Annotated in this window: 24 protein-coding genes and 2 pseudogenes; 14 read left to right on the top strand and 12 right to left on the bottom strand. The window is 65.3% G+C overall.

What is annotated here, in order from left to right:
• Positions 1-67: 67 nt before the first annotated feature.
• Complete coding sequence (locus tag VEI45_RS01875) at positions 68-1,441, top strand: NADP-dependent succinic semialdehyde dehydrogenase (RefSeq protein WP_324849574.1); 1,374 nt, start codon at positions 68-70, stop codon at positions 1,439-1,441.
• Positions 1,442-1,514: 73 nt separating this feature from the next.
• Here the strand turns inward: VEI45_RS01875 and VEI45_RS01870 are convergent, their stop codons facing one another.
• A complete protein-coding gene (locus VEI45_RS01870) occupies positions 1,515-2,453 on the bottom strand; it encodes a R2-like ligand-binding oxidase (RefSeq protein ID WP_324849573.1) in 939 nt (312 codons plus the stop codon).
• Positions 2,450-3,133, bottom strand: coding sequence for a TetR/AcrR family transcriptional regulator (locus VEI45_RS01865; protein WP_324849571.1), 684 nt, complete (start codon positions 3,131-3,133; stop codon positions 2,450-2,452). The genes VEI45_RS01870 and VEI45_RS01865 overlap by 4 nt, the downstream gene beginning before the upstream one ends.
• 127 nt (positions 3,134-3,260) lie before the next feature.
• On the opposite strand from VEI45_RS01865, the gene VEI45_RS01860 reads away from it, so the two are divergent.
• The 4 genes from VEI45_RS01860 (at position 3,261) to VEI45_RS01845 (ending at position 7,745) form a co-directional block, all read left to right on the top strand.
• The gene (locus VEI45_RS01860; protein ID WP_324849569.1) at positions 3,261-3,890 is read left to right on the top strand and encodes a TetR/AcrR family transcriptional regulator; all 630 of its coding nucleotides are present in this window, start codon (positions 3,261-3,263) and stop codon (positions 3,888-3,890) included.
• 319 nt (positions 3,891-4,209) lie between these two features.
• On the top strand, positions 4,210-5,229 hold the full coding sequence (locus tag VEI45_RS01855) for a Gfo/Idh/MocA family oxidoreductase (RefSeq protein WP_324849567.1): 1,020 nt from the start codon (positions 4,210-4,212) through the stop codon (positions 5,227-5,229).
• 66 nt (positions 5,230-5,295) lie between these two features.
• Positions 5,296-6,276 carry a phosphotriesterase-related protein gene (locus VEI45_RS01850; RefSeq protein ID WP_324849565.1) on the top strand — a complete coding sequence of 327 codons (981 nt, stop codon included), beginning with the start codon at positions 5,296-5,298 and terminating at the stop codon, positions 6,274-6,276.
• Positions 6,273-7,745, top strand: a complete 1,473-nt coding sequence (locus tag VEI45_RS01845; protein WP_324849563.1) for an AMP-binding protein — start codon at positions 6,273-6,275, stop codon at positions 7,743-7,745. The genes VEI45_RS01850 and VEI45_RS01845 overlap by 4 nt, the downstream gene beginning before the upstream one ends.
• Here VEI45_RS01845 and VEI45_RS01840 read toward each other — a convergent pair.
• Positions 7,711-8,889: an acyltransferase gene (locus VEI45_RS01840; protein ID WP_324849561.1), complete on the bottom strand. Its 1,179-nt coding sequence runs from the start codon at positions 8,887-8,889 to the stop codon at positions 7,711-7,713. The genes VEI45_RS01845 and VEI45_RS01840 overlap by 35 nt on opposite strands.
• A 198-nt stretch (positions 8,890-9,087) precedes the next feature.
• On the opposite strand from VEI45_RS01840, the gene VEI45_RS01835 reads away from it, so the two are divergent.
• Positions 9,088-10,350 (top strand): DUF3068 domain-containing protein, encoded by a 1,263-nt coding sequence (locus VEI45_RS01835; RefSeq protein ID WP_324849559.1) that lies wholly within the window; start codon positions 9,088-9,090, stop codon positions 10,348-10,350.
• Between the two features lie 30 nt (positions 10,351-10,380).
• Positions 10,381-12,123, top strand: coding sequence for a hypothetical protein (locus VEI45_RS01830; protein WP_324849642.1), 1,743 nt, complete (start codon positions 10,381-10,383; stop codon positions 12,121-12,123).
• A gap of 188 nt (positions 12,124-12,311) precedes the next feature.
• On the opposite strand, the gene VEI45_RS01825 is transcribed toward VEI45_RS01830, so the two are convergent.
• On the bottom strand, positions 12,312-13,466 hold the full coding sequence (locus VEI45_RS01825; RefSeq protein WP_324849557.1) for a glycosyltransferase family 4 protein: 1,155 nt from the start codon (positions 13,464-13,466) through the stop codon (positions 12,312-12,314).
• Positions 13,467-13,580: 114 nt separating this feature from the next.
• Here VEI45_RS01825 and VEI45_RS01820 point away from each other — a divergent pair, with 114 nt between their 5' ends.
• Both VEI45_RS01820 and VEI45_RS01815 read left to right on the top strand, forming a co-directional pair.
• On the top strand, positions 13,581-14,351 hold the full coding sequence (locus VEI45_RS01820) for a class I SAM-dependent methyltransferase (protein ID WP_324849555.1): 771 nt from the start codon (positions 13,581-13,583) through the stop codon (positions 14,349-14,351).
• Between the two features lie 42 nt (positions 14,352-14,393).
• On the top strand, positions 14,394-15,866 hold the full coding sequence (locus tag VEI45_RS01815; protein WP_324849553.1) for an aldehyde dehydrogenase: 1,473 nt from the start codon (positions 14,394-14,396) through the stop codon (positions 15,864-15,866).
• Positions 15,867-15,884: 18 nt separating this feature from the next.
• Here VEI45_RS01815 and VEI45_RS01810 read toward each other — a convergent pair whose 3' ends face one another.
• Positions 15,885-17,096, bottom strand: coding sequence for an aromatic ring-hydroxylating oxygenase subunit alpha (locus tag VEI45_RS01810; protein WP_324849551.1), 1,212 nt, complete (start codon positions 17,094-17,096; stop codon positions 15,885-15,887).
• A gap of 136 nt (positions 17,097-17,232) precedes the next feature.
• On the opposite strand from VEI45_RS01810, the gene VEI45_RS01805 reads away from it, so the two are divergent.
• A complete protein-coding gene (locus VEI45_RS01805; RefSeq protein WP_324849549.1) occupies positions 17,233-17,865 on the top strand; it encodes a TetR/AcrR family transcriptional regulator in 633 nt (210 codons plus the stop codon).
• 19 nt (positions 17,866-17,884) lie between these two features.
• On the opposite strand, the gene VEI45_RS01800 is transcribed toward VEI45_RS01805, so the two are convergent.
• Both VEI45_RS01800 and VEI45_RS01795 read right to left on the bottom strand, forming a co-directional pair.
• Positions 17,885-19,720, bottom strand: a complete 1,836-nt coding sequence (locus VEI45_RS01800; protein ID WP_324849547.1) for an acyl-CoA dehydrogenase — start codon at positions 19,718-19,720, stop codon at positions 17,885-17,887.
• A 41-nt stretch (positions 19,721-19,761) separates the two neighbouring features.
• Complete coding sequence (locus tag VEI45_RS01795; protein ID WP_324849545.1) at positions 19,762-20,562, bottom strand: crotonase/enoyl-CoA hydratase family protein; 801 nt, start codon at positions 20,560-20,562, stop codon at positions 19,762-19,764.
• 207 nt (positions 20,563-20,769) lie between these two features.
• Here VEI45_RS01795 and VEI45_RS01790 point away from each other — a divergent pair, with 207 nt between their 5' ends.
• Complete coding sequence (locus VEI45_RS01790) at positions 20,770-20,916, top strand: hypothetical protein (protein WP_324849543.1); 147 nt, start codon at positions 20,770-20,772, stop codon at positions 20,914-20,916.
• 29 nt (positions 20,917-20,945) lie between these two features.
• The gene (locus VEI45_RS01785) at positions 20,946-21,584 is read left to right on the top strand and encodes a TetR/AcrR family transcriptional regulator (protein ID WP_324849541.1); all 639 of its coding nucleotides are present in this window, start codon (positions 20,946-20,948) and stop codon (positions 21,582-21,584) included.
• 4 nt (positions 21,585-21,588) lie between these two features.
• Here the strand turns inward: VEI45_RS01785 and VEI45_RS01780 are convergent, their stop codons facing one another.
• The 3 genes from VEI45_RS01780 to VEI45_RS01770 form a co-directional block, all read right to left on the bottom strand.
• Positions 21,589-21,885, bottom strand: a complete 297-nt coding sequence (locus VEI45_RS01780; protein WP_324849539.1) for a hypothetical protein — start codon at positions 21,883-21,885, stop codon at positions 21,589-21,591.
• Between the two features lie 13 nt (positions 21,886-21,898).
• A complete protein-coding gene (locus VEI45_RS01775; protein WP_324849537.1) occupies positions 21,899-23,410 on the bottom strand; it encodes a fatty acid--CoA ligase family protein in 1,512 nt (503 codons plus the stop codon).
• Positions 23,411-23,511: 101 nt separating this feature from the next.
• Entirely contained in the window at positions 23,512-24,303 is a 792-nt protein-coding gene (locus VEI45_RS01770) for a crotonase/enoyl-CoA hydratase family protein (RefSeq protein WP_324849535.1), read from the bottom strand.
• Positions 24,304-24,461: 158 nt separating this feature from the next.
• Between VEI45_RS01770 and VEI45_RS01765 the strand changes: the two genes are divergently transcribed.
• Positions 24,462-25,280 carry a 1-acyl-sn-glycerol-3-phosphate acyltransferase gene (locus tag VEI45_RS01765; RefSeq protein WP_324849534.1) on the top strand — a complete coding sequence of 273 codons (819 nt, stop codon included), beginning with the start codon at positions 24,462-24,464 and terminating at the stop codon, positions 25,278-25,280.
• A gap of 13 nt (positions 25,281-25,293) precedes the next feature.
• A pseudogene (locus VEI45_RS26385) lies at positions 25,294-25,443 on the top strand (hypothetical protein); the annotation flags it as partial.
• A gap of 8 nt (positions 25,444-25,451) precedes the next feature.
• On the opposite strand, the pseudogene VEI45_RS01760 reads toward VEI45_RS26385, so the two are convergent.
• Both VEI45_RS01760 and VEI45_RS01755 read right to left on the bottom strand, forming a co-directional pair.
• Positions 25,452-25,670 (bottom strand): annotated as a pseudogene (locus tag VEI45_RS01760) (wax ester/triacylglycerol synthase domain-containing protein); the annotation flags it as partial.
• 45 nt (positions 25,671-25,715) lie between these two features.
• Positions 25,716-25,985: alpha/beta hydrolase family protein (locus VEI45_RS01755; protein ID WP_324849532.1), on the bottom strand; the 270-nt coding region annotated here is incomplete at its 5' end.

Genomic DNA, 25,985 nt, shown 5'->3' with positions numbered 1-25,985 from the left:
TTGGCCACGATAGTGGCAGGCTGGATACCGGACGCTTCACAAACCATCGCAACCGAAGGATGTCAACGTGCCCATCGCCACGATCAACCCGGCCACCGGCGAGACAGTCCAGACCTTCACCCCGGCAACCGACGACGAAGTCGAGGCGGTAATAGCCCGCGCCCACGAGCGGTTCGTCGACTACCGCCACACCAGCTTCGCCCAGCGCGCCAAGTGGGCGAATGCCACGGCTGACCTCCTGGAAAAGGAGGCCGACGAAACCGCAGCGATGATGACCCTGGAGATGGGCAAGACGCTGAAATCGGCCAAGGGTGAAGCGCTGAAGTGCGCCAAGGGTTTTCGCTACTACGCCGACAACGCCGAGAAGCTGTTGGCCGACGAACCGGCGGAAGCGTCGAAGGTCGGAGCGAAAAGGGCCTACACCCGGTGGCAGCCGCTCGGGGTCGTGCTGGCCGTGATGCCGTGGAACTTTCCGCTCTGGCAGGCCGTTCGGTTCGCCGCACCTGCGCTGATGGCGGGCAACGTCGGTCTGCTCAAGCACGCCTCCAATGTCCCGCAGTCGGCGATGTATCTCTCCGACGTCATCACCCGCGGTGGATTTCCGGAAGGCTGTTTCCAGACGCTGCTCGTTTCGTCCAGCGCTGTCGAGGCCATCCTGCGCGATCCCCGGGTTGCGGCGGCCACCCTCACCGGTAGCGAACCGGCCGGCCAATCAGTCGCCGCCATCTGCGGTGACGAGATCAAACCCACCGTGATGGAGCTCGGCGGCAGCGACCCGTTCATCGTGATGCCGTCGGTGGACCTCGACGAAGCCGTCAAGACCGCGGTCACCGCCCGTGTCCAGAACAACGGCCAATCCTGTATCGCCGCCAAGCGGTTCATCGTGCACACCGACATTTACGACGCGTTCGTCGACAAGTTCGTCGAGCGGATGGAGGCGCTCAAGGTCGGCGACCCGACTGACCCGGACACCGACGTGGGTCCGCTGGCCACCGAGTCGGGCCGCGACGAGATCGCCAAGCAGGTCGACGACGCCGTCACCGCGGGTGCGAAGGTCCGCCTCGGCGGCAAGACGCCCGACCAACCAGGATGGTTCTACCCGCCGACGGTGGTCACCGACATCACCAGGGACATGGCGCTTTACACCGAGGAGGTCTTCGGACCGGTCGCCTCGATGTACCGCGCCTCGGGCATCGACGAAGCCATCGAGATCGCCAACGCGACCACGTTCGGTCTGGGATCCAACGCCTGGACCAACGACGAAGCCGAGCAGGAGCGGTTCATCGATGACATCGAGGCCGGGCAGGTGTTCATCAACGGAATGACGGTGTCGTACCCCGAATTAGGGTTCGGCGGCGTCAAACGATCCGGCTATGGCCGTGAACTCGCGGGCCTCGGCATCCGCGCGTTCTGCAACGCCAAGACCGTCTGGGTCGGATAGGTTCCCCTCGCGAGCAGACGCAAAAGCGCCCGACACGCCCGGGGGATTTGGGGCTTTTGTGTCTGCTCGCCCGTTAGGCCGAAGCGGCCAGCGCTTTCTCGTCCTCGTCGGCGAACGTGTCTTCGAGCTGCACCGGCGAGTAGTCGAGGTCGATCTCACCCACCGGCCGCCCGCGGGCGCTGCTGATCGTGCCGAACCGCCGCATCCCTTTGTCGGCGCTGTACTGCATGAACTCGTCCAGTTGCATGCCGAACGGCATCGGGTCGTACAAGGCAAAGCCCTGCTCGGTGGCTTCCAATGCCAACGGGAGGAGCTCGTTCATACGCGTTTCGAACACCGTCCAGTTGGCGTCTTCGGCGGCGACGTGGCGACGACAGGTGAAGGTGCCCCACGCCATGTGGCGTCGCTCGTCGTCACCGATGCGCCGAATCAGCTCCTGCATGCCGGGAAGAATGCCATGCTCCACGCACATCTTGTGCCAGGCGTAGTAACCCGTCAGCGCCAACATGCCCTCGACGATGTGGTTGTATGTCACGGACGCCCGGATCTGGGCAGCCGGCGACGGATCGATCGATAAAGCGTTGAGGCAATCCGGGAGCTCCTCGTAGAACATCTGCCGGTATGCCGTCAGAGGTTCCAGGTAGCTGTGCAGGTCGTCGGTGATCCCAACAGCGTCCAGCCACAAGCGGAACACCTGGACGTGTTTGGCTTCCTCGAACGCGAACTGCGTCAAATACATTTCGTCGCCGAGCCGCCCTTCGGCCCGCATCGCGGCCATGAAGGGCTGAATATCCTCGGTGACCGCTTCCTCGCCGGCAATGAACTCTGCGCACAGCCGGGTGGCGAAGTCGCGTTCGACATCCGACAGCTTCTCCCAGTCCGCCCGGTCGCGAGAGAAATCGATGTCGGCCGGATCCCAGAACTTCGCATTGCCCCCGGCAAATAGCTTCAACGGCAGGCTGTTCCAATTGAGTCCGCCCGCAACGAGCGAGCCTGAACGTGTCCGTGTCATCTGGTGACCTCCTGTATCTCATTCCGGTGGGCTTGCGGCAGCGCGGCAAATGCCGCCGCCAGTACAGCGACGAGCCGGCGCACCGCCAGCGCCGGCTGCTCCGGTGTGGGCTCGTCGAGTCCGAGGATCGGATCCAGCCCGCGCAGGTATGGAGCCAGCGCAAGGTGCGGAAAGATCATCAGCAGCAGGGACAGCAACGCGTCGGTATCGGAATCCGCGCGCAGGTCACCGCGGGCGCGCGCGTCGCGGACGAGCGGCCGCAGCACTTCCAGGTAGTGACGGTGAATGACGTTCTGTACGCTGACGCGGGCTTCGGTGTCGACTTCAAGAGTCGCCGCGGCGTGCAGCGCGCGTTCATGCGGATGGTCTGCGAAGTAGGCCACCCACGCGTCGAGCCAGTCGGTCAGAAACTCGAAGAACGGCCGGCTGGGGTCGAGCTCGCGGATGCGGTCCTCCATGTAGACACGCACCCGCTGGCTGGCGATGTCGGCGATGAACGCATACAGGTCGCGCTTGTCCGCGAAGTACTGGAACAGGCTGCCCTTGGCGACTCCGGCACGCCGCGCGATCACGTTCAGGCTGCCCCTCGAGAAGCCGTGCGCTCCGAACTCCGCCTCTGCGGCGTCGACGATGGCCGCACGGCGCGCCGGGTCGACGCGAGCCCAAGTCACCGTCGGCATTCGGTCCTCCTAGCGTTGATGACCACTGGTCACTCTACTGTGAGCCAGCTCACTCCTCAAGGTTTGGCAGGCGGCCCGCACACCGGGCACTCGCGGATGAATATCCAACTGTGTAGCATTTTCCTCCATGGCTGCAGGAACTGTGCAGAGCAGATCCCGCGCCGCACATCTGGGACCCGAACGACGCCGCCCACAGGTGCTTGACGCCGCGCTGGCGATAGCCATCGAGCGCGGCGTGGCGGCGGTGACCATCGGCGCCGTTGCCGAGCGGCTGGACGTCACCCGCCCGGTCGTCTACTCGTGCTTCGCCGACCGGGTCGAGCTGCTCCATGCGCTGCTCGACCGCGAAAACGACATCCTGCTCGGGGAGGCGACGTCGGCCTTGCCGCACGACCGCCCCGAAGGCGACGAGGCGTTGTTCGTCGCAGGCTTCCAGGCGCTGCTGGCGGCAGTCGATCGAAGGCCGGACTCATGGCGGTTGATGATGAGCGCCGACCCCGATCCCGCCACCGCTGAGCAATTCCAGAACGGCCGGGCGGCAATCGCCAACCAATTCGCCAAGCTATTGCGCCCGAGATTAAAACACTGGGGCACAACCGATTTCGAGAGGAAGCTGCCCGTCCTGGCGGAACAGTTCATGTCCGCTTGCGAGGGAGCGGTGCGGACGCTGCTACGCGACAGTGGCCACGACTGGTCACCCGGCACGCTGGGCGAGTTCATCGGATCCGCCGTCTACCGCGCTTTCCGGGCCGCCTGAGGCACAGTTCTTAGGCCTCGCGCCCGACGTGATCGGGTCACCCACCTGAACCCGTGCGTTTCGCGATGTTCGGAACCTTGGAAATTCCTCCCGGGAAACGGCACGACACTACATACTGCCCCGAGGAGGGATGCATGGACTTGCGTGACATCGAGTTCAACCTTTTCGAAGCGCTGGAGCTTGGGCCCAGACGACGACGCGTTCTGACGCCGACACCCGATGGCGCAGATTGAACCCGAGGGTGCCGTCGTCACCCGCACCTCACGAGTGCTGATAGCGGCACGAAAAAAGAAACGTCCGTAGTGTTCGGAGGTCGGGAGTGAGCGCCGCTCCGGTTCGGCTGGCCCTGATCGGGCTGGGAAACATGGGGCTGCATCACCTGAGGATCTTTCAAAGCCTGGCTCCGTGGGCGCAGATCGCCGCCGTGGCGGATAGCCACCCGCCGTTTGCCGAACGCGCCGCCGCACTTGTCCCGGCTGCCAAGGTCTTTCACGACCCGCTGGACTGCCTGAGCAACGTCGATATCGACGCTGCCGTCGTGGCCACCACTGACGACACCCGCCACCGGATCGTCGACGCGTGCATCGCGCGGCGCCTCTACGTGCTGTGCGAAAAGCCGCTGACCCGCTCGGCTGAAGAATCCTTGCAACTGGTGCAAGCCGAACGAGCCAGCGGCCACCCGCTCGTCCAAGTCGGCTACATGCGCCGATACGACGCCGACTATCGGCATATCCATGACACAGCGCGGTCCGGTCGAGTCGGCCAGCCCATCCTGATCACTCAACGGCATCACAACCCGTTGGCTATCATCAACTTTGATGCCCAGATGCTCATTGTCAGTTCGGCTGCACACGATATCGACCTGTTCCGCTGGCTCACCGGTGAGGAGATCAGCGAGGTCACCTGTGCCGCCAAAAGCAGCGACGACGGATCGACGGTGACTGTTCTTGTCACGCTGACGTCGGAATCCGGCATCCTCGGAGTTGTCGAACTCGGTCGCGGACCGGGAATGCGATACGACATCGGGCTCGACCTCGTTGGCAGCCGCGGCAGCGTGACCCTTGGATCGCCGGCGGTGACGACGCATGCCGTCAGCGACGGCATGGCAGCCCAGCGGCTGCCGCACAGCTGGCTCGAACGGTTCGAGGACGCCTATCGCGCCCAGAACATCTCCTGGCTGACAGCGGTGGCCAACCACTCGATCGACGGGCCGTCGACCTACGACGGGTACGCCACCAACGCCGTCGCGGACGCCGCACTGGCCGCCTTGAGTGCCCGCAGCGGTCAGGTCGTGCACCAGATTGCGGCTAGTGACCTCGGGCCCGAGCAGGCGGGATGATGATCGAGCCCACCGGTCCGCCGAAGCCCAACATGCGCGCGCAGTAGAGGACTTAACATCGGCCCCATGTCGCTACTGAATACCGCTCGGGGACCAATCAATACTGCTGATCTCGGCGTCACGCTCATGCACGAGCACGTATTCATCATGACAACCGAGGTCGCGCAGAACTATCCGGAAGCCTGGGGCGATGAAGACGCGCGGGTGGCTGACGCCATCACCCGGCTTAACGAGCTCAAGTCGCGCGGTGTGGACACCATCGTCGACCTCACCGTGATCGGGCTGGGCCGCTACATTCCGCGAATCGCCCGCGTCGCCGCGGAGACCGAATTGAACATCGTCGTCGCGACCGGCCTGTACACCTACAACGATGTTCCATTCTGTTTCCACTACCTGGGTCCCGGCGCTCAACTCGGCGGGCCCGAGATCATGACCGAAATGTTCGTCCGCGACATCGAGCAGGGCATCGCCGACACCGGCATCAAGGCGGGCATCCTCAAATGCGCCACCGACGAGCCCGGCATTACCCCCGGCGTCGAGCGGGTGCTTCGCGCCGTCGCCCAAGCGCACAAGCGCACCGGGGTGCCGATCTCCACGCACACCCACGCCGGGCTGCGGCGCGGGCTCGAGCAACAGCGCATCTTCGAAGAAGAGGGTGTCGACCTGAGCCGGGTGATCATCGGCCACTCCGGCGACTCCACCGACATCGGCTACCTCGAAGAGCTCATCGCGCCCGGCTCCTACCTCGGGATGGACCGGTTCGGCATCGACGTGATCCTGCCGTTCGAGGAGCGGGTGAACATCGTGGCGCGGATGTGCGAACGCGGCCACGCCGACAAGATGGTGCTCTCCCACGACGCCAACTGTTATTTCGACGCACTGCCCGAGGACCTGCTGCCGGTGGCCGCCCCCAATTGGAATTACCTGCACATCCACAACGACGTGATCCCCGCATTGAAGGAGCGCGGGGTCACTGACGAGCAGCTGAACACCATGCTCGTCGACAACCCGCGGTGCATCTTCGAGCGACAGGGCAGCTATCAATGACGCAGAGTGCGCCGGTCCCACCGATCGGTACTCAGATTTCCGCGCTGGCCGCGCTCGCTCCCGACGAGCCGGCAGTTACCTGTGACGGGCGTACGCTGACCCGCGGCGAACTGGAGCGCTCGACCAACCGGCTGGCCCGCGCCTACGCGGAGCGCGGCGTCGGCGTCGGCGACTACGTGACCATCGTGCTGCCCAACTCCGTCGAGTGTGTACAGGCCATGGTGGCGTGCTGGAAGCTGGGCGCGGTGCCGCAGCCGCTGTCCGCTCGGCTGCCGGACGCGGAGTTCGAAGGCCTGCTGGAACTGCGGCCACGCGCGCTGCTCGTGGGGCGAACGCACCCCGGAATACCAAGTGTTCCTAAAGGTTTCGTTCCCGACCAGGCGTTGTCGGATGGACCGTTGCCGGAAGCGGTGTCACCGTGCTGGAGGTCGATCGCCTCCGGCGGCAGCACCGGCCGGCCGAAGCTCATCGAGGCGGGCGGCGACAGCCGGCTCGGGCCGGCACTGGGGTACGCCGTGGGTAACCAGCAGGGCGATACCGCGCTGGTGCCGGTGCCGCTGACGCACACCACCGGCTTCACCGCCGCGGCGATCGCGTTGATCATGCGCAACCACCTCGTGCTGATGGGCCGGTTCGACCCGCACGGGTTCCTGCGGGTGATCACCGAGCATCGCCCGCAGCTCGTCACCGCGGTGCCGACGATGATGCAGCGGGCGCTGCCGGTCTACCGCACCGATCCGGATTCCTATGACCTGTCGTCGATCCAGCGGTTTTGGCACCTCGCGGCGCCGTGTCCGCCGGCTATCAAGCAGGCGTGGATCGATCTGCTGGGTCCCGAAAGGGTCTGGGAGCTTTACGGCGGCACCGAATTTCAGGCGATGACCTTCATCTCCGGCGACCAATGGCTGACCCATCCCGGATCGGTCGGTGTGGTGGTCATGGGCGAGATGAAGGTGCTCGACGACGACGGTAACCCGTGTCCGCCCGGTGTGGTCGGCGAGATCTACATGCGGCCCAGCCCGGGCAGTGTGCCGTCGTACCGGTACATCGGCACGACGGCGAAATCCCGCGACGGCTGGGACTCGTTGGGCGACCTGGGCCATTTCGACGAGGACGGGTTCTTGTACCTGTCCGATCGCCGGGTCGACATGTTCACCGTCGGCGGCCGCAACGTCTACCCGGCTGAAATCGAGAACGCACTGTCGGCGCACCCGGATGTGCTGTCCTGCCTGGTTGTTGGTGTGCCTCACGACGATCTCGGCCAAGTGCCCTATGCCCTGGTTGAGGCAGGATCGGTGCTGGACGAGCAGGCGGTGCAGGCGTTTCTGCGCGACCGGATCGCCGGCTACAAGGTGCCGGCCAGTATCGAGTTCGTCGACAGGCCGTTGCGCGACGACGCCGGGAAGGCGCGGCGCTCGGCGGTCCGCGCCGAGGTCATGGCGCGATTGCGTCCTCTTGGCGCGGGCTGACGGCGCTGTCGGACACCGGCGCTGGCCGCTGTCTTCTGCGAGATTCCCAGCGCCGCAATGCTTCTCGGCACGGTGACTCGACAAGCGCATAGCTCACCGCGGCGATGGCAATCGCGAAGATCAGCGTCAGCACCAGCACCTCGGGCATGCGCCCCCTAAACGAAAATTCACCGATCACCGGGAACACCATGGTCAGCGCCGCAAGATGCCAGATGAAGATTCCGTACGACCAGCGCCCCAGCGTCACCATCGGCCTGGTACCCAAGAGCCGATGGCCGGTGTCGGGCCGGTCCAGCACCAGCGGCGCCACCAGACCCGCCGCCACCAACGCACCCATCGCGGTCTTCACCGTGAACTGCGCGGCGGTGCTCGGGACCAGCCCCGCGGGCCCGGCCAGCGGTGAGGCGGCCACCAGATAAGCCACCGCCGCGACGACGGCCATAAGCACCCGACGTCGGGCCAGCCGATGCGGCCACCCGAGCGGACTGTGCACCCACTCCGCGAGCAGCATCCCCGCGACGAACCAGGAGAAGAATGCCGGCGGCCAGTTCAACGGATTGAGCCCGGCCGGAGCGGCGAAGGGAATCCAGCCCCAAAACCAGCTGACGACACCGAGACCGGCGATCGCCGGCACCCGGGCACGGACCGGCAGCCGGGCCGCCAACAACGCAAGGATCGGCAACGCCAGATAGAAGGTGACCTCTACCGACAGGCTCCACATCTGGGTCAGCCCGTGTGTCAATGTCAACGGCACGTAGACCTGGGTAAGCGAGAGGTTCGCCAGCCAGACCGTCAGGTTCGGGTGATCAGCCTCCGGCAGCAGGGTCAGGATCACGACGACGGCGACCAGGTACGCCGGCATGATGCGGACCACCCGCGATCGCAGGTAGTGACCGGTCGACGGTCGCGAGCCCAGGCCGCGCGCCGCCGCAGCATGTCCGCGCCACAACAAGAACCCCGACAACGCGAAGAACACCGCGACCGCCAGATCGAAGCGACCGAACAACCGGCCGTCGACCCCAGCCGAGTGCCCGGTCTGGAATGCAACGTGGGTGATGACGACGCCGATAGCCGCGCAGGCCCGCATTCCTTCTACGGCGGGCAGGAAGCTGCGAGTTCCCCCAACCTGCCGGGCGACGGTCATGACGACAGTCTGCCTGTGATGCTTGTCCGGCAATTCGGGTACACCCCGTTTGCCCACCTTAGGGACCTAAATCGCAACCTTAAATTTTGCTGTTAGGGTCGAACGAGTTTTGCTTCGCTGGCCCCCGGGTCGGGGCGGTCGCGACGGACGGGTTTAGTGGTCCCGAACCGAATGAGACCAGAAGGAGGTCACGGCGACGTGAACCGAGCAGTCATGCTGCGGGTGGCCGCGTGCGGGATCATGGGACTCGGAGCCGCTTTGCTCATCGCCGCGTTGCTGCTGTGGACGTACACCAGCAGCAGGATCACCAAGATCCCGCTCGATCTGAATGCCACGTTGATCAGTGACGGCACTGGCACCGCGATCGACCCGGCGTCGATGAACAGTCAGAACCTGGCGGTCAACAAGAACGTGCCGCTGGTATCCCAGCAGCAGATCGACGTCGAATCCCCGGCCAACGCCGATGTCGTCACGCTCCAAGTCGGTAACTCGGTTCGGCGCAGCGACAAACAAAAGGACACCGGCCTGCTGCTCGCACTCGTCGACACCGTCACCCTCGACCGCAAAACTGCGATGGCGGTTTCCGATGACACCCATCCCGGCGGCGCCGTCCAGAAGCCGCGCGGCTTCAACGACGAAAATCCGCCCACCAACATCGCGTTGCCGCACGACGGACTGTCCTACCGATTCCCGTTCCATACCGAGAAGAGGACGTATCCGTATTTCGACCCGATCGCGCAGAAGGCGTTCGATGCCAACTACAGCGGAGAAGACGACGTCAACGGCCTGACCACCTACAAGTTCACCCAAGACGTCGGCTACGACGCCGACGGCAAGTTGGCCGAGCCGATCAAGTACCCGTCGCTGTACCCCAACGACGAGGACAGCAAGGTGACCGCGACCGCGGCGATGTGGGGCGTGCCCGGCGATCCGGACGAGAGGATCACCATGACCCGCTACTACGCGGCGCAGCGGACCTTCTGGGTAGACCCGGAGTCAGGGACCATCGTCAAAGAAGATGACCACGCCAATCACTACTTTGCCCGCGATCCGTTGAAGCCCGAGATGACGATGGTCGAATACAAGGTCACCTCCAACGAAGAGACCGTCGAGTCTCAGGTGAATACGGCCCGTAACGAGCGTGACCGGTTGGCGTTGTGGTCCCGGGTGCTGCCGATCAGCTTCACCGCGTCCGGCGTGATCGCGCTGATCGGCGGGCTGGTGCTCGGCTCGTTTAGCTTGCGGACCGAGTCGGCGTTGCTCGACCCCGGACTGGACACTGCCGACCACGGCTTCTTCGGCCGCGGCGAGCCGCCGGCCGCACGAGTGCCCGGCGCCGAGGCCGAAACCGAGAAGCTGCCAACACCGCCCAAGGACCTACATCGAGACTCCGGGCCACCCGGCGCGGGCCCGGCGAGCTCGGGAAGCCCACCGACTTCCGGTCCGCCTGACAGGTCCTAACCCGGCGTGAGGCCGGTACCCCACTGGGTTCTGCAGTGGTCTCGTCCGGGGTATGCGCTGGCGTTGGCGCTGCTGGTGGTTGCGCCGCTGATCAGCCCCGGGTATTTGCTGTTGCGCGATGCAGTGTCCACGCCGCGGTCGTATCTATCCGACAGCGCGCTCGGGCTGGTCGCGGCCCCGCGGGCCACGCCGCAGGATTTCGCCGTCGCGTTGGCGTCGCACTGCGTCGATGGCGGCATCGTGGTCAAGACGTTGCTCGTCGCGGGACTGTGGCTGGCGGGCTGGGGCGCCGCCCGGTTGGCCATACAGGTGTTGCCAGAAGCCGGTGCCGGCGGCCAGTTTGTCGCGATCACGCTGGCGATCTGGAATCCATATGTCGGTGAACGGCTGCTCCAGGGGCACTGGAGCCTGCTGCTCGGCTACGGTTGCCTGCCCTGGGTGGCGACGAATGTGTTGGCACTACGATCGCGGGACCGGCCCGTCTGGCCGCGGCTTTTCGGGTTGGCGTTCTGGATCGCGCTGGCCGGGCTGACCCCGACCGGGTTGATCCTTGCGGCTGTAGTCGGACTGGTTTGCGTCGCTGCGCCTGTCGGGGGCCCGGGGGGGCCCAGGCCGCGCTGGATGTGTGCCGCCGTCGTGTCGGGCGCGGCCCTGGTGGCGGCACTGCCGTGGTTGACGGCCGCGGCACTGGGCTTGTCATCGGGGGACGGCGTCTGGACGCAGACCCCGGACGTTGCCGCGTTCGCCGCCCGTGCCGAGCCCGGTCTGGGCACGCTGGGCAGCTTGGCCAGCCTAGGCGGGATCTGGAACGACGACGCCGTACCGGCCTCGCGGGCAACACTTTTCGCTGTCGTGTCGGCAACGGTGCTGCTTGTTGTGGTGGCCACCGGGCTGCCGACGGTGGTGCGCCGCCGGGCGGCGATGCCGTTGGTGGTGTTGGCAGCGGTGTCCGTGCTGATACCCGCCGCACTGGCCACCGGGCCGGGGCTGGCCACGCTGCACACGATGGTCGAAGCCGCGCCCGGCCTGGGCGTCTTTCGCGACGGGCAGAAGTGGGTGGCACTGGCGTTGCCCGGATACGCACTCGCGGGAGCAGGCACAGTCCTGACGGTGCGGCGCTGGCTAAGTTGTTTGGGGCCGGTGGTTCCCGCGCTCGTGTGCTGCGCCGCGCTGCTGCTCTCCCTTCCGGATTTAGTGTGGGGCGTCGGGGGAAAGGTTAAGCCGGTGCATTACCCGACCGACTGGGCAACCGTCGCGGCTTTGATCAACCGTGATCCCGACGCGGTCGCGGTGTTGCCGGCCGATACCATGCGGCGCTTCGCCTGGTCCGGGCCGGCGCCGGTGCTGGATCCGCTGCCGCGCTGGGTGCGCGCCGACGTGCTGATGACCGGCGACTTGATCATTTCGGGTGTGACGGTTCCCGGTGAGGGAAACCGGGCGCGCGGGGTGCAGCGGCTGCTGTTGGCGGGCGCCGATCCGGTCGCACTTCGTCGGGCGGGCGTGGGATGGCTGGTGATCGAGACGGGCACCCCCGGCGATATGGGCTTGGCTGCAAGGACTTTCGAGCGACTACCGGTGACCTATCGCGGGCGTGATCTAATGCTGTATCGAGTCGGCGGCAAGGCAGCAGGCGTGCCCGCCGACCGTCGACTGCTCGCGGCGATCGCGCACTTGGCGTGGTTGGAGATGCTCATCGGCGGGGCCATCGGGACGGCGGTAGCCGGCTGGCGGCAGCATGTTCGTCGGGGCCCGCGACCCTACAGAGATACCTGATGCCGCCGAAGCCGTAATCCGAGCGAACAGATTGGATCCACGCCGGAATGAGCACAAAGCGCAACCCGGCTACGAGGCATCTGCCCGAGGGGCTATGCCCAACACACCGCTTCCAGAATCGGCGCACTGGGATGACGAGGGCGGCGATGAGCAGCACGACAACGGGGCGCACTGAGACAAGGTCGAAGTTAGACTACTCCGCTGACACGGTCGCCGGCCATCACCGACTCCAACACCGTACGCATCGCGTCAGCGCTTTGCCGCCAAGAGAATTCGGCGCTGCGCGCCTGCGCCTTGACGCCGAGTTGATCACGCAGCACCGGATCAGTCAGCAATTGCTGCAGCCGATTCACCAACTCGGCGCAGCTGTCGACCAGCACCCCGGTCACCCCGTCGATGATCGAGTCGGCCAACCCGCCGGAGGATCGGTAGCCGATTGTGGGCACCGCGTGTTGGGCCGCCTCGATGACCGCCAGACCCCAGCCTTCTTTGCGCGACGGCAACACGTGCACCCAAGACCGTTGCATGACATGGTGTTTGGTGACGTCATCGACATGGCCGTGAAACGTCACCGCGTCGCTGATCCCCAAGCGTGCGGCGTGGTCGACCAAGCGCCGCCACCACCACCCGCCGCCGACGATGTCGAGATGCAGCCCCGGTATCGATGGCCGCAGCAGCGCCACCGCAGCCAACGCGTCCTCGATCTGCTTGTGCGGCACTAACCGAGACAACACCAACGCGCGCGGGTTACCCGCCCGTGGTCCACGCAGAGACGCCTCGGGTGCCTCGTCGAGACCGTTGCGCACCAACGCGATTCGCTCACTGGCAACACCCAGGCCGACCAAGTCGCGGGCCGACGGCAACGACACCGTCACGTACTGGTTGCGGCGGTGCGCCCTCGGCGACAACCGCGACTCCACAAACCAGCCGAGCCGACCGAAAAACCAGCCGGCCACCGGCCACTGCTCGCGATGGCAGTGGTGCACCAGCACCGCGACCCGCCGGCCATAGATCAGCCGCGCCAGAAACGGCAAGCCGTTCTGGGTGTCGATTACCACATCGGGTCGGACCCGCCCCAGCGGCCCCAGCCCGAGCCTGGACGCCGCCATCGCCAACAGCGCCCAGACGTATACCGAGTACCGCCCGCCCGCACGGTTGATCCGCACACCGTCGATGACTTCCCGACGTGCCGCGCCGGGGTAACGGGCGGTGCGCAACGTGACCGCGACGCCGGACGCGGCCAGCTGGGCGCCGATGCGCTGCAGATAGGTTTCGCTGCCACCGCCCTGCGGGTGGCCGATATCGCGCCAGCACAGCAGCAATACCGAGCGCAGACGAGACATCACGGGTCAGCCTAGCCGGGCGACGATGCGCGCCGCGAAAGCGGCGGGCTGAGGAGTCCGGCAATCAGCCCGGCGGGCGCAAACGTGAAGTCAGCTCGGCCGTAGGGTTGGCCGGTGGCCGTGACCGACGTGTTTGCCCAGCGAGCGACCCTGCGCCGGTCGGTGCGACTGCTGTCAGAGTTCCGCTACGAGCAGCCTGATCCGGCCCGGTTCTACCACGCGCTGGCGGTCGACACCGCTGTTATGGTGTGCGACTTCTGGCGGTCCGCCCACGGCGAGTCTCCGGCTGGTCGCACGCTGCTCGACGTCGGTGGCGGGCCGGGATACTTCGCGACGGCCTTTACCGACGCCGGGCTTCGGTACATCGGCGTGGAACCCGATCCAAACGAAATGCACACGGCCGGGCCGTCTTTGGCAGCCGCAACTGGCACATTCGTCCGCGCCTCGGGCATGGCGGTGCCGTTCGCCGATGACTCGGTGGACATCTGCCTGTCGTCCAATGTCGCCGAGCACGTAGCGCGGCCCTGGCGGCTCGGCGCCGAGATGCTGCGGGTCACCAAGCCAGGCGGTCTCGCGGTGCTGTCCTACACGGTCTGGCTCGGCCCGTTCGGCGGCCACGAGATGGGCCTGACGCACTATCTCGGCGGGGCGCGCGCCGCGGCGCGCTACACCCGCAAACACGGTCATCGTCCGAAAAACGATTACGGATCGTCGTTGTTCGCGATATCGGCGGCCGACGGCCTGAATTGGGCGGCCAGCACTGGCGCCTTGGTCGCCGCTTTCCCCCGCTACCACCCTCGATGGGCATGGTGGCTGACGTCGGTGCCGGTGCTACGGGAGTTCCTGGTGAGCAATCTCGTGCTGGTCCTTCAGCCACAATACTGAAACATGTTCTCGTTTTGCTTCGGCTTGGGTAGGGTGGCCGATATGAGCGACAGCGCTAAAACGGAGTACGACAAGCTTTTCATTGGCGGCAAGTGGACGGAGCCGTCGACCTCCGAAGTCATCGAGGTGCACTGCCCGGCCACCGGCGAGTACGTCGGCAAGGTACCGCTGGCGGCCGCGGCCGACGTCGACGCGGCAGTCGCTGCGGCCCGCGCGGCATTCGACAGCGGCCCCTGGCCCACGACGCCGCCGAAAGACCGCGCGGCCGTCCTCGCCAACGCGCTCAAGCTGATGGAGGAGCGCAAGGATGGCTTCACCAAGCTGCTCGGCCTCGAGACCGGCCAGCCACCGACCTCTGTCGAGACGATGCAGTGGATGAGCGGGATCGGGGCGATGAACTTTTTCGCCGGCCCCGCCGTCGACCAGGTCAAGTGGCAGGAGATCCGCAACGGCGGCTACGGGCAGACCATCGTCCGTCGCGAGCCGCTCGGCGTGGTCAGCGCGATCGTGGCGTGGAACGTGCCGCTATTCCTCGCGATCAACAAGCTGGGTCCGGCGCTACTGGCCGGCTGCACGGTGGTGCTCAAGCCAGCCGCCGAAACCCCGTTGAGCACAAATGCTTTGGCGGAGGTGTTCGCTGAGGCCGGCCTGCCAGAGGGTGTGCTGTCGGTAGTACCCGGCGGGGTCGAGACCGGCCAGGCGCTGACGTCCAATCGAGACATCGACGTCTTCTCCTTCACCGGCAGCTCGGGCGTCGGCAAGGAGATCGGCCGCCGCGCGGCGGAGATACTCAAGCCGTGCACCCTGGAACTCGGCGGCAAATCGGCGGCCATCCTCCTCGACGACGTCGACCTGGCCGGCTCGATCCCCATGCTGGTGTTCTCCGGAATCATGAACACCGGACAGGCCTGCGTGGCCCAGACCCGAATACTGGCACCCCGCTCGCGCTACGACGAAATCGTGGACGCGGTAAGCGCTTTCGTGCAGGCGCTGCCAGTCGGGACGCCGTCAGACCCGGCCGCCCAGATCGGGTCGCTGATTTCGGAGAAACAGCGCGCCCGCGTCGAGGGCTACATCGCCAAGGGCGTCGAGGAGGGCGCGCGGCTGGTGTGCGGCGGCGGCCGTCCCGAAGGGCTGGACAACGGCTTCTTCGTGCAGCCCACCGTGTTCGCTGATGTCGACAACAAGATGACAATCGCCCAGGAGGAGATCTTCGGGCCGGTGCTCAGCATCATCCCCTACGACACCGAGGAAGATGCGATCAAGATCGCCAACGATTCGGTGTACGGCCTGGCCGGCAGCGTGTGGACCACCAATGTGCCACGAGGTATCGAGATCTCGGAGAAGATCCGCACCGGGACATACGCGATCAACTGGTACGCCTTCGATCCGTGTTGTCCGTTTGGCGGCTACAAGAACTCCGGCATCGGCCGGGAGAACGGGCCGGAGGGCGTCGAGCACTTCACCCAACAGAAGAGCGTGTTGATGCCGATGGGCTACACCATCGAGAGCTGAGGACCGGCGACCGTCACGCTAGCGTGACGCTGGGCGCCGTTCGGCCAATAGCGCCAGACGTTGGTCCAGGTTGGCGTGGAAGTGTCCGATCGCGCTTTCGTGTCGTCCGAACTCCACAAACGCATTCGCCCCGGAGCGCAAGCCGCGCTGCACACCCATCGACATTTCGTTGTCCTCCAACACACCCCGCTCGAGCAGGGTGGGGACAGTGCCGGCGCCGTCTTGTTCCGCTGCCGCGATCAGAGCCACTTCGGCAAACTCGGGCGTGACGACGGTATAGGTGGTCATCATCGAGTGGTCGATATCGATCGGGTCGACCACGACCACCGTCACCTGATCCGGAAACGTCGCGATCATCGCGTTCGGGAACAGCTGATAGACGAACGTCATGCGCTGCTTGGTGGTCCACGTCGACTCTGGGCGGTGACGGAGTCTTTCAATGTTGCGGTATGGGAATGTGATTCGACTATTCGGGCCGAATGTTTCCACCACGTTGAGATCGTCGTACTGTAGCGGGAAGAACGTCTCACGGTGCGTTGAGCGAATGTGATAGCCCTCCCCGAATTGCTCGATGAGCACCTTCCAATTTATGTTTCGCACCGCGGACTCCGTGACGACGAGGCGCTGGGCCGGCACGAGTTTGTCGCGCCACGGACTGCCTTCGGTCAGCGCCGCCATCGCGTCGTCAGCAAATGCCCGCAACGAGGGCTGCGCCGCATCGGAGTCCAGCGCACCGATGACGATGAGACCATCGACCTCACTGCTGGTGACTTCGACCAGGCCGCGCATCGAGATGTTCAAATCCGGGAAGGCGTCCGCGTGCGGAACATGGGCGAGCGTGCCATCGAGACGATAAGTCCAGCCGTGGTACCGGCACACTAGCGCGTGAGAGCATCCGGTGCCCTCGACCAGAGCCATCCCGCGATGACGGCAGGCGTTACGGAATACCCGTGCCCGCCCATCGCTGCCACGGACCGCGAACAGCGGCGTACCGAAGCAGACGCGTTCGACATGGTCCCCTGGGTTCGGGATGGCTGCCGACGGAATGAACACGCTGGGAAACGAGCGCAGCACCCGCAGTTCATCCGCGAATCGTCCTGGGTCGAGGTAGTTTTCCACCGGTTCGCGCCACGCCTCGCCTTCATCGGTCGTCCCCGCATCGATATGAGCGAGTAGGCGGCGCACAATCTCCAAGTCGTCGGCAACCAGCGGCCTTGTCAAGGGACTCACGGCGGGCCTCCCCGAGTGCGCTCGTTCAACCGCAGTCATAATCAAGCCTCCTGACGGGGTTCGATGTCTGCACTTTAGCAGGAAGAGTATGGCAAAACTGAAGTGACGTCAATTTGTTTTTTGATAAGCTTTCCGCGTGATCACGACCGCTGAACCGAGGACTCAAAAGGGACGTGCGACACGCGAACGACTACTCGCTTGTGCCCGCGACATCGCAATCGCCAACGACGGTCACATCGAGATCGCTTGGGTCGCAGAGGCGGCAGGCGTCGTGCCGAGCCTGGTCAACCGCTACTTCGGGTCACGAGCAGGACTCGTTAGCGCACTGCTGGACGATTTCTTCGACCGTCTGCGCGTCGAGGTTCTTGACCTCAATCTCGACGATCTGGGCACCTGGGTGCAGCACGAGCGCATCCGCCTCGAGAAGGGCGTGCACTTCCACTACACCGATCCGGTCGCTGTCATCGTCTACACCCATCTATCTCGCGAGCCCGAGGTCGCGTTGACCGAGAACCGGCACATCGACAGCGTCGTTAAACACGCTGCCGCCAACATTCGTCGCGGCCAGAAGCGTGGCGAACTACCGTCATCCATTGATCCCGAACTGGCCGGCGCGGCGATGTTCGGCGCGATGCAGCGGGTTATGGTTACCGCGCTGGGCCGCACACCGCGCCCGCGGCCCGACCGCATCGTCGAGGTCCTCTGGCGGCAAATCGCCGCCGCAGTCGAAATCGACCCGGACGCCGGGATGCCAACGTCGAAAAGGTAGCGCCTCAGCTACCAACCGATCAGAACGCTTCTTCGCGCAAATCCATGACCGCTAGATCCACATTTGCTGCGATACCGCGATCAGCAGTCAGCCGCGGTAGCACGTTCTTAACGAAAAACTTTGCCGCAGCGGCCTTTCCGCTGTAGAACGCCCGATCGGCGACTGTCGGGTCGCGGTCGAGTGCTGCCAACGCGATCTCGGCCTGCCGAAGCAGCAGCCATCCGATCAGCAGATCGCCGACCGCGAGCAGGAAGGGCACCGACTCCAAGCCCACTCGGTAGAGCTCGCGCGCGCTCTCCTGCGAATCGACCAGATACCCGGTCATGGTGTTGACCCAGGCTTGCAGATCGTCGAATGCGGTGGTAAGACGCGAGCGGGCGTCGGTGAGTTCGGGCCGGGCATCGTCGCTTTCGATGAATGCTTCGATTTGCGTGACCAGATGTTGCAGCGCCACCCCGTGGTCGCGGACGATCTTGCGGAAGAAGAAGTCCTGCGCCTGGATCGCGGTGGTGCCCTCGTAGAGGCTGTCGATCTTGGCGTCGCGGATGTACTGCTCGATGGGGTAATCCTGCAGGAAACCGGACCCACCGAACGTTTGGAGCGATTCGGTCAAGGTTTGATAGGCCCGTTCAGAGCCCACACCCTTCACGATCGGCAGCAGCAGATCGTTGACCCGCTCCGCCAACTCAGCGTCGGCGCCGGACACGACGGCGGCCGCCGCCGCGTCCTGGTGGGCGGCGGTGTAGAGATACAGCGCGCGTAGGCCTTCGGCGTAGGATTTCTGCGTCATCAACGCCCGCCGTACGTCGGGGTGGTGAATGATGGTGACCCGCGGCGCGGTCTTGTCCGTCATCTGGGTCAGGTCGGCTCCCTGGACCCGAGTCTTGGCGTACTCCAACGCATTCAGGTAACCGGTCGACAACGTCCCAATAGCCTTGGTACCCACCATCATTCGCGCATATTCGATGATTTTGAACATTTGCGCGATCCCGTTATGGGTGTCCCCGACCAGCCAGCCTTTCGCCGGAACGCCGTGCTGGCCGAACGTCAGTTCGCAGGTGGCCGAAACCTTCAGGCCCATCTTGTGTTCCAGCCCGGTGACGAAGACCCCGTTGCGCTCGCCCGGTTCGCCGGTTTTCGGGTCGAGCAGGAATTTGGGCACCAGAAATAGGCTGAGTCCCTTGGTACCCGGCGCGGCGCCCTCGGGTCGGGCCAGCACCATGTGCAGGATGTTCTCGAACAGGTCGTCGGTGTCGCCGTTGGTGATGAACCGCTTGACGCCGTCGATGTGCCACGTGCCATCGCCCTGGTCGATCGCTTTGGTGCGCCCGGCGCCGACGTCAGAACCGGCGTCGGGTTCGGTGAGTACCATGGTGGCCCCCCAGTTGCGGTCGATCGCCAGCGATGCCCAATGCCGTTGCTGCTCATTGCCGATGCCGTAGAGGATGTTCGCCATAAACGGGCCGGCCATGAACATGAACACCGGCGGGTTGGCACCGAGCACCAACTCGTTGATTGCCCATTGCACCATCGACGGCGCTGGCACACCGCCGACGTCTTCGTTGAGCCCGACCCGGAACCACTCGCCGTCGCGCCACGCACCCAGCGACTTCTTGAACGGTTCCGGCAGGCTCACAACATGGGTGTCGGGGTCGAACGTCGGCGGGTGGCGGTCGCCGTCGGCGAACGACTCGGCCACCGGGCCCTCAGCCAACCGGGCGGCCTCGGAAAGCATCTCGCGCACCGATTCACCGTCCAGGTCGCCGAACGCGTCGTCGGCCAGCACCTGTTCCAAGCCGAGCGTCTCAAAGAGGTTGAACTCCAGGTCGCGCACGTTGCTCTTGTAGTGGCCCATGGCTGACGCCTTCCCGATCCGCTGGGCCGAGCCTAACGCGGTTAGCGGCCCTGGAATCGGGCTTGGCGACGCTCAATGAACGATTGCACGCCCTCGGCGGCATCGGCGCTGGCGAACAGGGCGGCCACGTCGGGTCGTAGCCGCTCGATGGCGGCCGCGTCGCCCTGATCGCGGGCCAGGTGCGCGGACGCCAGCGTCGCGCGCACGCCCAGCGGCGCCGCGCGCTCGGCGATGGTGTGGGCGATCTCGCGGGCTATCGTCAATGCGGCCGCGGCGTCATCGGCCACCTGTTGAACCAGACCGATCCGGTACGCCTCGGCAGCGTCGAACTCGTCGCCGGTGAGCAGCCACCGCATGGCATTGCCCCATCCGGCCTCGCGCGGCAGTCGAAGGGTCGCGCCCCCGAATGGATAGATGCCGCGCTGCACCTCGAGTTGGGCGAACCGGGTGCCCGTCGCCGCGATGCGGACGTCGGCCGCCAGCAGCAGCTCGATACCCAGCGTCATACACCAGCCGTGCGCCACCGCGATAAGCGGCGTGGTCCAGGAACCGTCCAGACGCCACGGGTCGCGTCCGTCGTCCGGCAGCGGCAGATCGCCGGACGCGATATTGGGGCCGACGTCGACAAGGTCCAGTCCGCCGGTGAAGTGATCGCCGTGCGCGAACAGCACACCCACCCGCACTGATGGGTCCGACTCGAGCAACCCGTAGGCGCGGGCCAGGTCGGTGAGCATCGCCTGAGTGAAGGCGTTCCGCTTATGCGGTCGGTTCAGGCCGATCAGCAAGACGTGTGCGTCCCGCTCCAGAGTCACGGTTTCCAGGGCCGGTAGTGCGGTAGTCATCCGCCGAGTCAACCGCAGACCACCAGGATATGCAATAGGACATATAGCCGATCGGATCTCTGATTGGCATGGTGCCGGTCTAGCTGGACTTTTAGTCGTCAGCGGCCGACGCTTGCTAGCTGTCGGACGCCTGTTATATGATCCTTTGCATAATTGTGAGCTGGTTGATCCGGCGCATGAGGGCATCAGATAGCCCAGGAGAGAACTATGTTGAATGTCGAGCTCAACATCGCCGGCTTCCGCTTTAGCCGGGAAATTCCTGACCTACGCCACAAGTCGTTTAGATCCGCAGGGCTGGGCCAACGGGTCATCCACTGGCGAATTCCGCACCTGCGCCAGTCGCACGCTGCGTGACGGCCGAACGAAACAAGGGAAGCACGACCATGTCGCTGGCAACGCGACCGAGGCGCGCGCGCAGCAAGCGCGGCGACACCCGCACCAACATGCTGATCAGCGCCGCCGAGGTGATGCGTGAACGCGGCGCCGCGGGCGTGACCATCGACGAGGTGCTCACCCGCAGCGGTGCGCCCCGCGGCTCGGTGTACTACCACTTTCCCGACGGGCGCAATCAGATCCTCGCCGAGGCGCTTCGGTATGCCGGGGATGCGATCACCGCCGACATCGACGAGGCCGCCGGGCGGGGGGCGAAGGTGCTGCTGCGGCAGTTCGTCGAGTTCTGGGAACGCGTGCTGGCCGACAGCGACTTTAACGCCGGCTGCCCCGTGGTGGCCGCGGCGATCGGCTCGGCCGAAGACGAAGTCCGGTTGGCCGCCGAGGCCGGACGGATCTTCGCGCACTGGCGCACGGCGCTGACGCGGGCGTTCGTCGCCGACGGCTTCCTCGAGTCGGATGCCGATTCGCTCGCGGTGATGTCGATCGCCGCGCTGGAAGGTGCCGTCTTACTTTGCCGCTCGCTACGCAGCAGCGATCCGCTGCGAAAAGTTTACGAACAGCTCGAATTCCTGGTCAAAGCAAGGGAATTCGTCCGTCGCAATGGATTGCCGGAGCGCCGCGAGAGCTAGCGGGCTAGTCGCTGGCGGGCAGCGGTTTGGCTTCCTTGAGGCTCAGCGCGGTCTCGCCGACCGCCAGGGTTCCAGCACCCGCCTTGGTGACCAGTACCTCTGCGCCGGTCTCGTCCACGTAGCGCTTGCCCATCACGTTACCGTCGGCGAACGCCGGATCCAGTTTACCGGAACGCTCGGCATCCAAGCCCACCATCGGTGCGCCGCCGCAGCGCAGATCGTCGAGGCTTTCTGCGCTCCGGACGACGATGACCTGGGTGTCACACACCTGACTGGCCAGACGGGTTCCGTTCTTAATCATGATCTTTCGTTCCTTACTGCTCGGCCGGAGCGGAGCGGAGCTCTTCGGCAATTTCGCGGCGGAGCACTTTGCCGGTCGCGTTCGTGGGCAGCTCGTCGCGGAAGACTACCCGGTCGGGGGTACGCGAACCCCGCAAGCTCTTGCGGACATGCTCGCGCAGCTCCTCAGGGTCGGGGTCGATGCCGGCGGCCGGCACCACCACCGCCACGATCGCCTGGCCCCACTGCGGATCCTCGACACCGACCACGGCCACGTCACGCACATGGCCGTGTTCGATCAGCACGTCCTCCAGCTCGGCGGGCGCGATGTTCTCACCACCCCGGATGATCGTGTCGTCGCTGCGCCCGCCGATGAACAGGTAGCCATCCTCGTCGAAGGTCGCGAGGTCCCTGGTCGGAAACCACCCTTCGGCGTCGAGCACCGAGCCGATCCCGGTGTAGCGGCCGGAGACCTGGTCGCCGCGAACGAACAACTCACCGGTCTCCCCCGGCCCGAGCACCGTGCCGTTCTCGTCACGGATCTGGACCTCGATGCCGGGTACCGGTTGACCGACCGAACCCAACCGCTTGACTACCGCGGTATCCGACCCGGCCTGTGCCTGCCGGTGATCGTCCGGGGTCAGCACAGCGATCGTCGAACTGGTCTCGGTCAATCCGTAGGCATTGACGAACCCCACCTCCGGCAGCAGCTCAAGGGCCCGGCGCACCAGCGGCAACCCGACTTTCGAGCCGCCATAGGCGAGGTTGCGCAGCGACGGCAATTCATGATCGCCGCCCTCCAGCACGGTCACGATGCGGTCGAGCATGGTGGGCACCACGGTCGCGGTGGTGACGTGCTCGGCGTTGATCAGCCGCACCCATTCCTGCGCGTCGAAAATGGGGAGATAGACCATCTTGCGGCCGGCGTACAGGTTCGACAGCGCCGCACTGACTCCCGCGATGTGATACGGCGGCACGCAGATCAGCGCTGCGTCGGTCGGCTCGGCGGAATCGAACTCGACTGATCCGGTGATGTAACTGGTCAGGTTGTTGTGCGTGAGTTCGACGGCCTTGGGCTGCGACGTGGTGCCGGACGTGAACAGCACAATCGCCACCGCGTCCGGGTCGGCGAACTCCGCTGCCGGTTCCGCGTCACGGGCGGCCGCCAAGAATTCATCCGAATCGATGACCTGCTGACCGGCCCCAGTATTTTCCGAGCCCAGCATGTCGCGGTACCGGCTGTCGACGACCACCAGCGGTTCGGGCAGCCGACGGACAAGGGCCTGGATGCCCTCCGCGGAGAGGCGGTAGTTGACCGGCGTGAACGCACGCCCCGCCCGCGCCGACGCGAAGATCAGCAGCGGAAGCATCGCGCCGCCGGTGCCGATGTAGACGACATGGTTGGCGTTCGATCGCGCGATGAGGCCGGCGCCACCGTCGGCGAGATCGCTGAGTTGCTGAGTCGTCAACCGGGTGTCCCCCGAGACGACGGCCGTGCGATCGGGATTGCTCGACACAGCCATCTCGAGAAGTAACGAAATGCTCATCCTCGAACTCTCTGTGGTTTCACCCGTTACAAAAGCCGCCGGAAATGTTAATGCCAGCTCGGCTCGAGTTTAGATCATGCAGCTATTGCCCGTGATCGCGGTCAGGTCCCGGTCCAGCGGGCGGGACGCTTTTCGGCGAACGCGATCGCGCCTTCCTTGGCGTCGTTGGACGAGAACACCGGCGCCAGGATCTTGTTCTGTTCGGCGAACATGGTCTCGGGGCTCCAGCCGCGGGACTCGACGATGATCTGTTTGGTGGCGGCCACCGCGAGCGGCCCGTTGGCGGTGATCTTCTCGGCCAACGCGATCGCCGCCTCCAACGCGCCCCCGGGCTCAGCCAGCACATTGACCATCCCCAGCGCATGCGCCCGCTCAGCGCTCAAGTTCTCCCCGGTCAGCGCCAGCTCCATGGCGATGGCAGCCGGGATGCGTGCGGGCAGCCGCAGCAATCCCCCACCGCCGGCCACCAACCCACGTTTGACCTCGGGAATGCCGAACGCCGAGTCGTTGGCTGCCACGATCAGATCGGTGGCCAGCGCCAGTTCGGTGCCACCGGCCAACGCATAGCCTTCGACCGCGGCGATCAGCGGCTTGGTCGGCGGACGCTCGGTGAAACCCATACCGCGGCCCTCGACGATGGGAGCCTCGCCGCGGGCGAACGCTTTGAGATCCATGCCCGCGCAGAACGAGCCGCCCGCGCCGGTCAGGATTCCCACCGAAAGGCCCGGGTCGTCATCAAGCCGATCCACCGCATCGGCCAGCCCTCTGGCCACCGCGGCGTTGATCGCGTTCTTGGCCTTCGGCCTGTTGATGGTGATGATCAGGATCCGGTCGCGCTGCTCGACGAGGACTTCGGGTTCGCCGTTGCCGGCTTCTTCAGTTGCAGTGCCCACGGTGTTCACAGCGCTGTCGCGCTCCTCCCTAAAATTCTTGGCAGATGTCGAAGTGATGGTATCGAGCCGCCCTAAGCAGTCGGCAAGGAGAGGAGGGTCGGAGACCCTCAGCTAACATCACAGCCAAATCCGCGCTGAGATCCCAGGGGAGTGCGCTGATGGCAATCGATACCGAACCTACCGAGACTTCACCTACCGAGACTTCCAAGTGGGATCCCGGGCTGACCGAGCGCGTGATCGGGTGGCTCCGTCCGCTGGTCAAGGGTTACCACCGCGCGGAGGTGCGTGGGCTGGATTTCTTCCCGCAGGGCGGCGCGTTGGTGGTGTCCAACCACTCCGGCGGGTTGTTCCCGATGGACGTTCCGGTGTTCGCCACCGGCTTCTACGAGAAGTTCGGCTATGACCGGCCGGTCTACACGCTGAGCCACGACATGCTGTTCAACGGCCCGCAGGGCGAGTTCCTCATTCGCACCGGGTTCATTCGCGCCAATCATGAAAACGCCGACGAGGCACTGCGATCCGGCGGTGTGGTGGTGGTTTTCCCGGGTGGCGACTACGACGTGTACCGTCCCACGCTGTCGGAGAACAAGATCGACTTCGACGGCCGGACCGGCTATGTGCGGGCGGCCTTGAACGCGGGGGTGCCGATCGTGCCGGCCGTCGCGATAGGTGGTCAGGAGACCCAGCTCTACCTCTCCCGCGGCATGGGATTGGCCCGGGCGCTGCGCCTGGACAAGCTGATGCGGGCGAAGATCCTGCCGATCTCGGTGGGCTTCCCGTTCGGGCTTTCCGCGGTGCTGCCGGTTAACGTGCCGCTGCCGGCCAAGATTGTGATGCAGGTGCTGGAACCGATCGACGTGACGGCCGAGTTCGGCCACGAGCCCAACATCGACGCGGTCGACGCCCACGTCCGCCGCGTCATGCAGAAGGCACTCGACAAGTTGGCCAAAGGCCGTCGCCTCCCGATAATCGGCTAGTAGCGTAGCGGCGATGGCACCGCTCGGCCTGCTGGCCACCATGGTTCGCGCGGGAATCATCGCACCCCTGAGACCAGACAAGTATCTTCGCATCGCCGCGGTTGTACGTCGCGAAGGTCTCTCCGTCACAAGCGGTTTCGCGATGTCGGCGCAACCGTGCCCGAGCTAGGTCAAGTCGACGTCGCAGTTTTCCCGCCACATCGAGTGGTGCAGCTTGAGCGGGATGTCAATGAGCTGCAAGCAGAACGGTTCCAGCCTGTACAACCGGCTGTGAATGACCCGGCGAAACGCGTCGATACCGAAGTCGCGATGCTCGAGATCCAACTCGATCACGGCGACCTTGAGCGGATGCATATGCACATTCGGTGTCTCGCTGTAGAGCAGCACCACATCCCAGCCGTTACCTCACGGGTGGACGATACAGTCGGCTGGCGGTTAAATAACTTCTTTGGCCGCGATCATCCGGTTGCGATGGACCTGGTTGAGGAACAGCCCGACTGCAGTCGCCATCGGACCGGTGCGCGCGCCATCGGTCATATCAAAGCCGTGCCCGGCGCCGGGCAGCTCCATATAGCTGACCACCGAACGCGAAACCGACCTCAGCCGCTCAACGAAGCTGCGCGCCTGCGCCACCGGTATCACCGTGTCGTTGCTGCCGTGAATCACCAAGAATGGCGGGGCTTCTGGATGTACGCGGGCGATCGG

It is taken from the genome of Mycobacterium sp. (genome assembly GCF_035623875.1).
Lineage (GTDB): Bacteria > Actinomycetota > Actinomycetes > Mycobacteriales > Mycobacteriaceae > Mycobacterium.
Note: the sequence above shows the minus strand (reverse complement) of the source record. Positions and strands in the feature narration are given on the sequence as shown.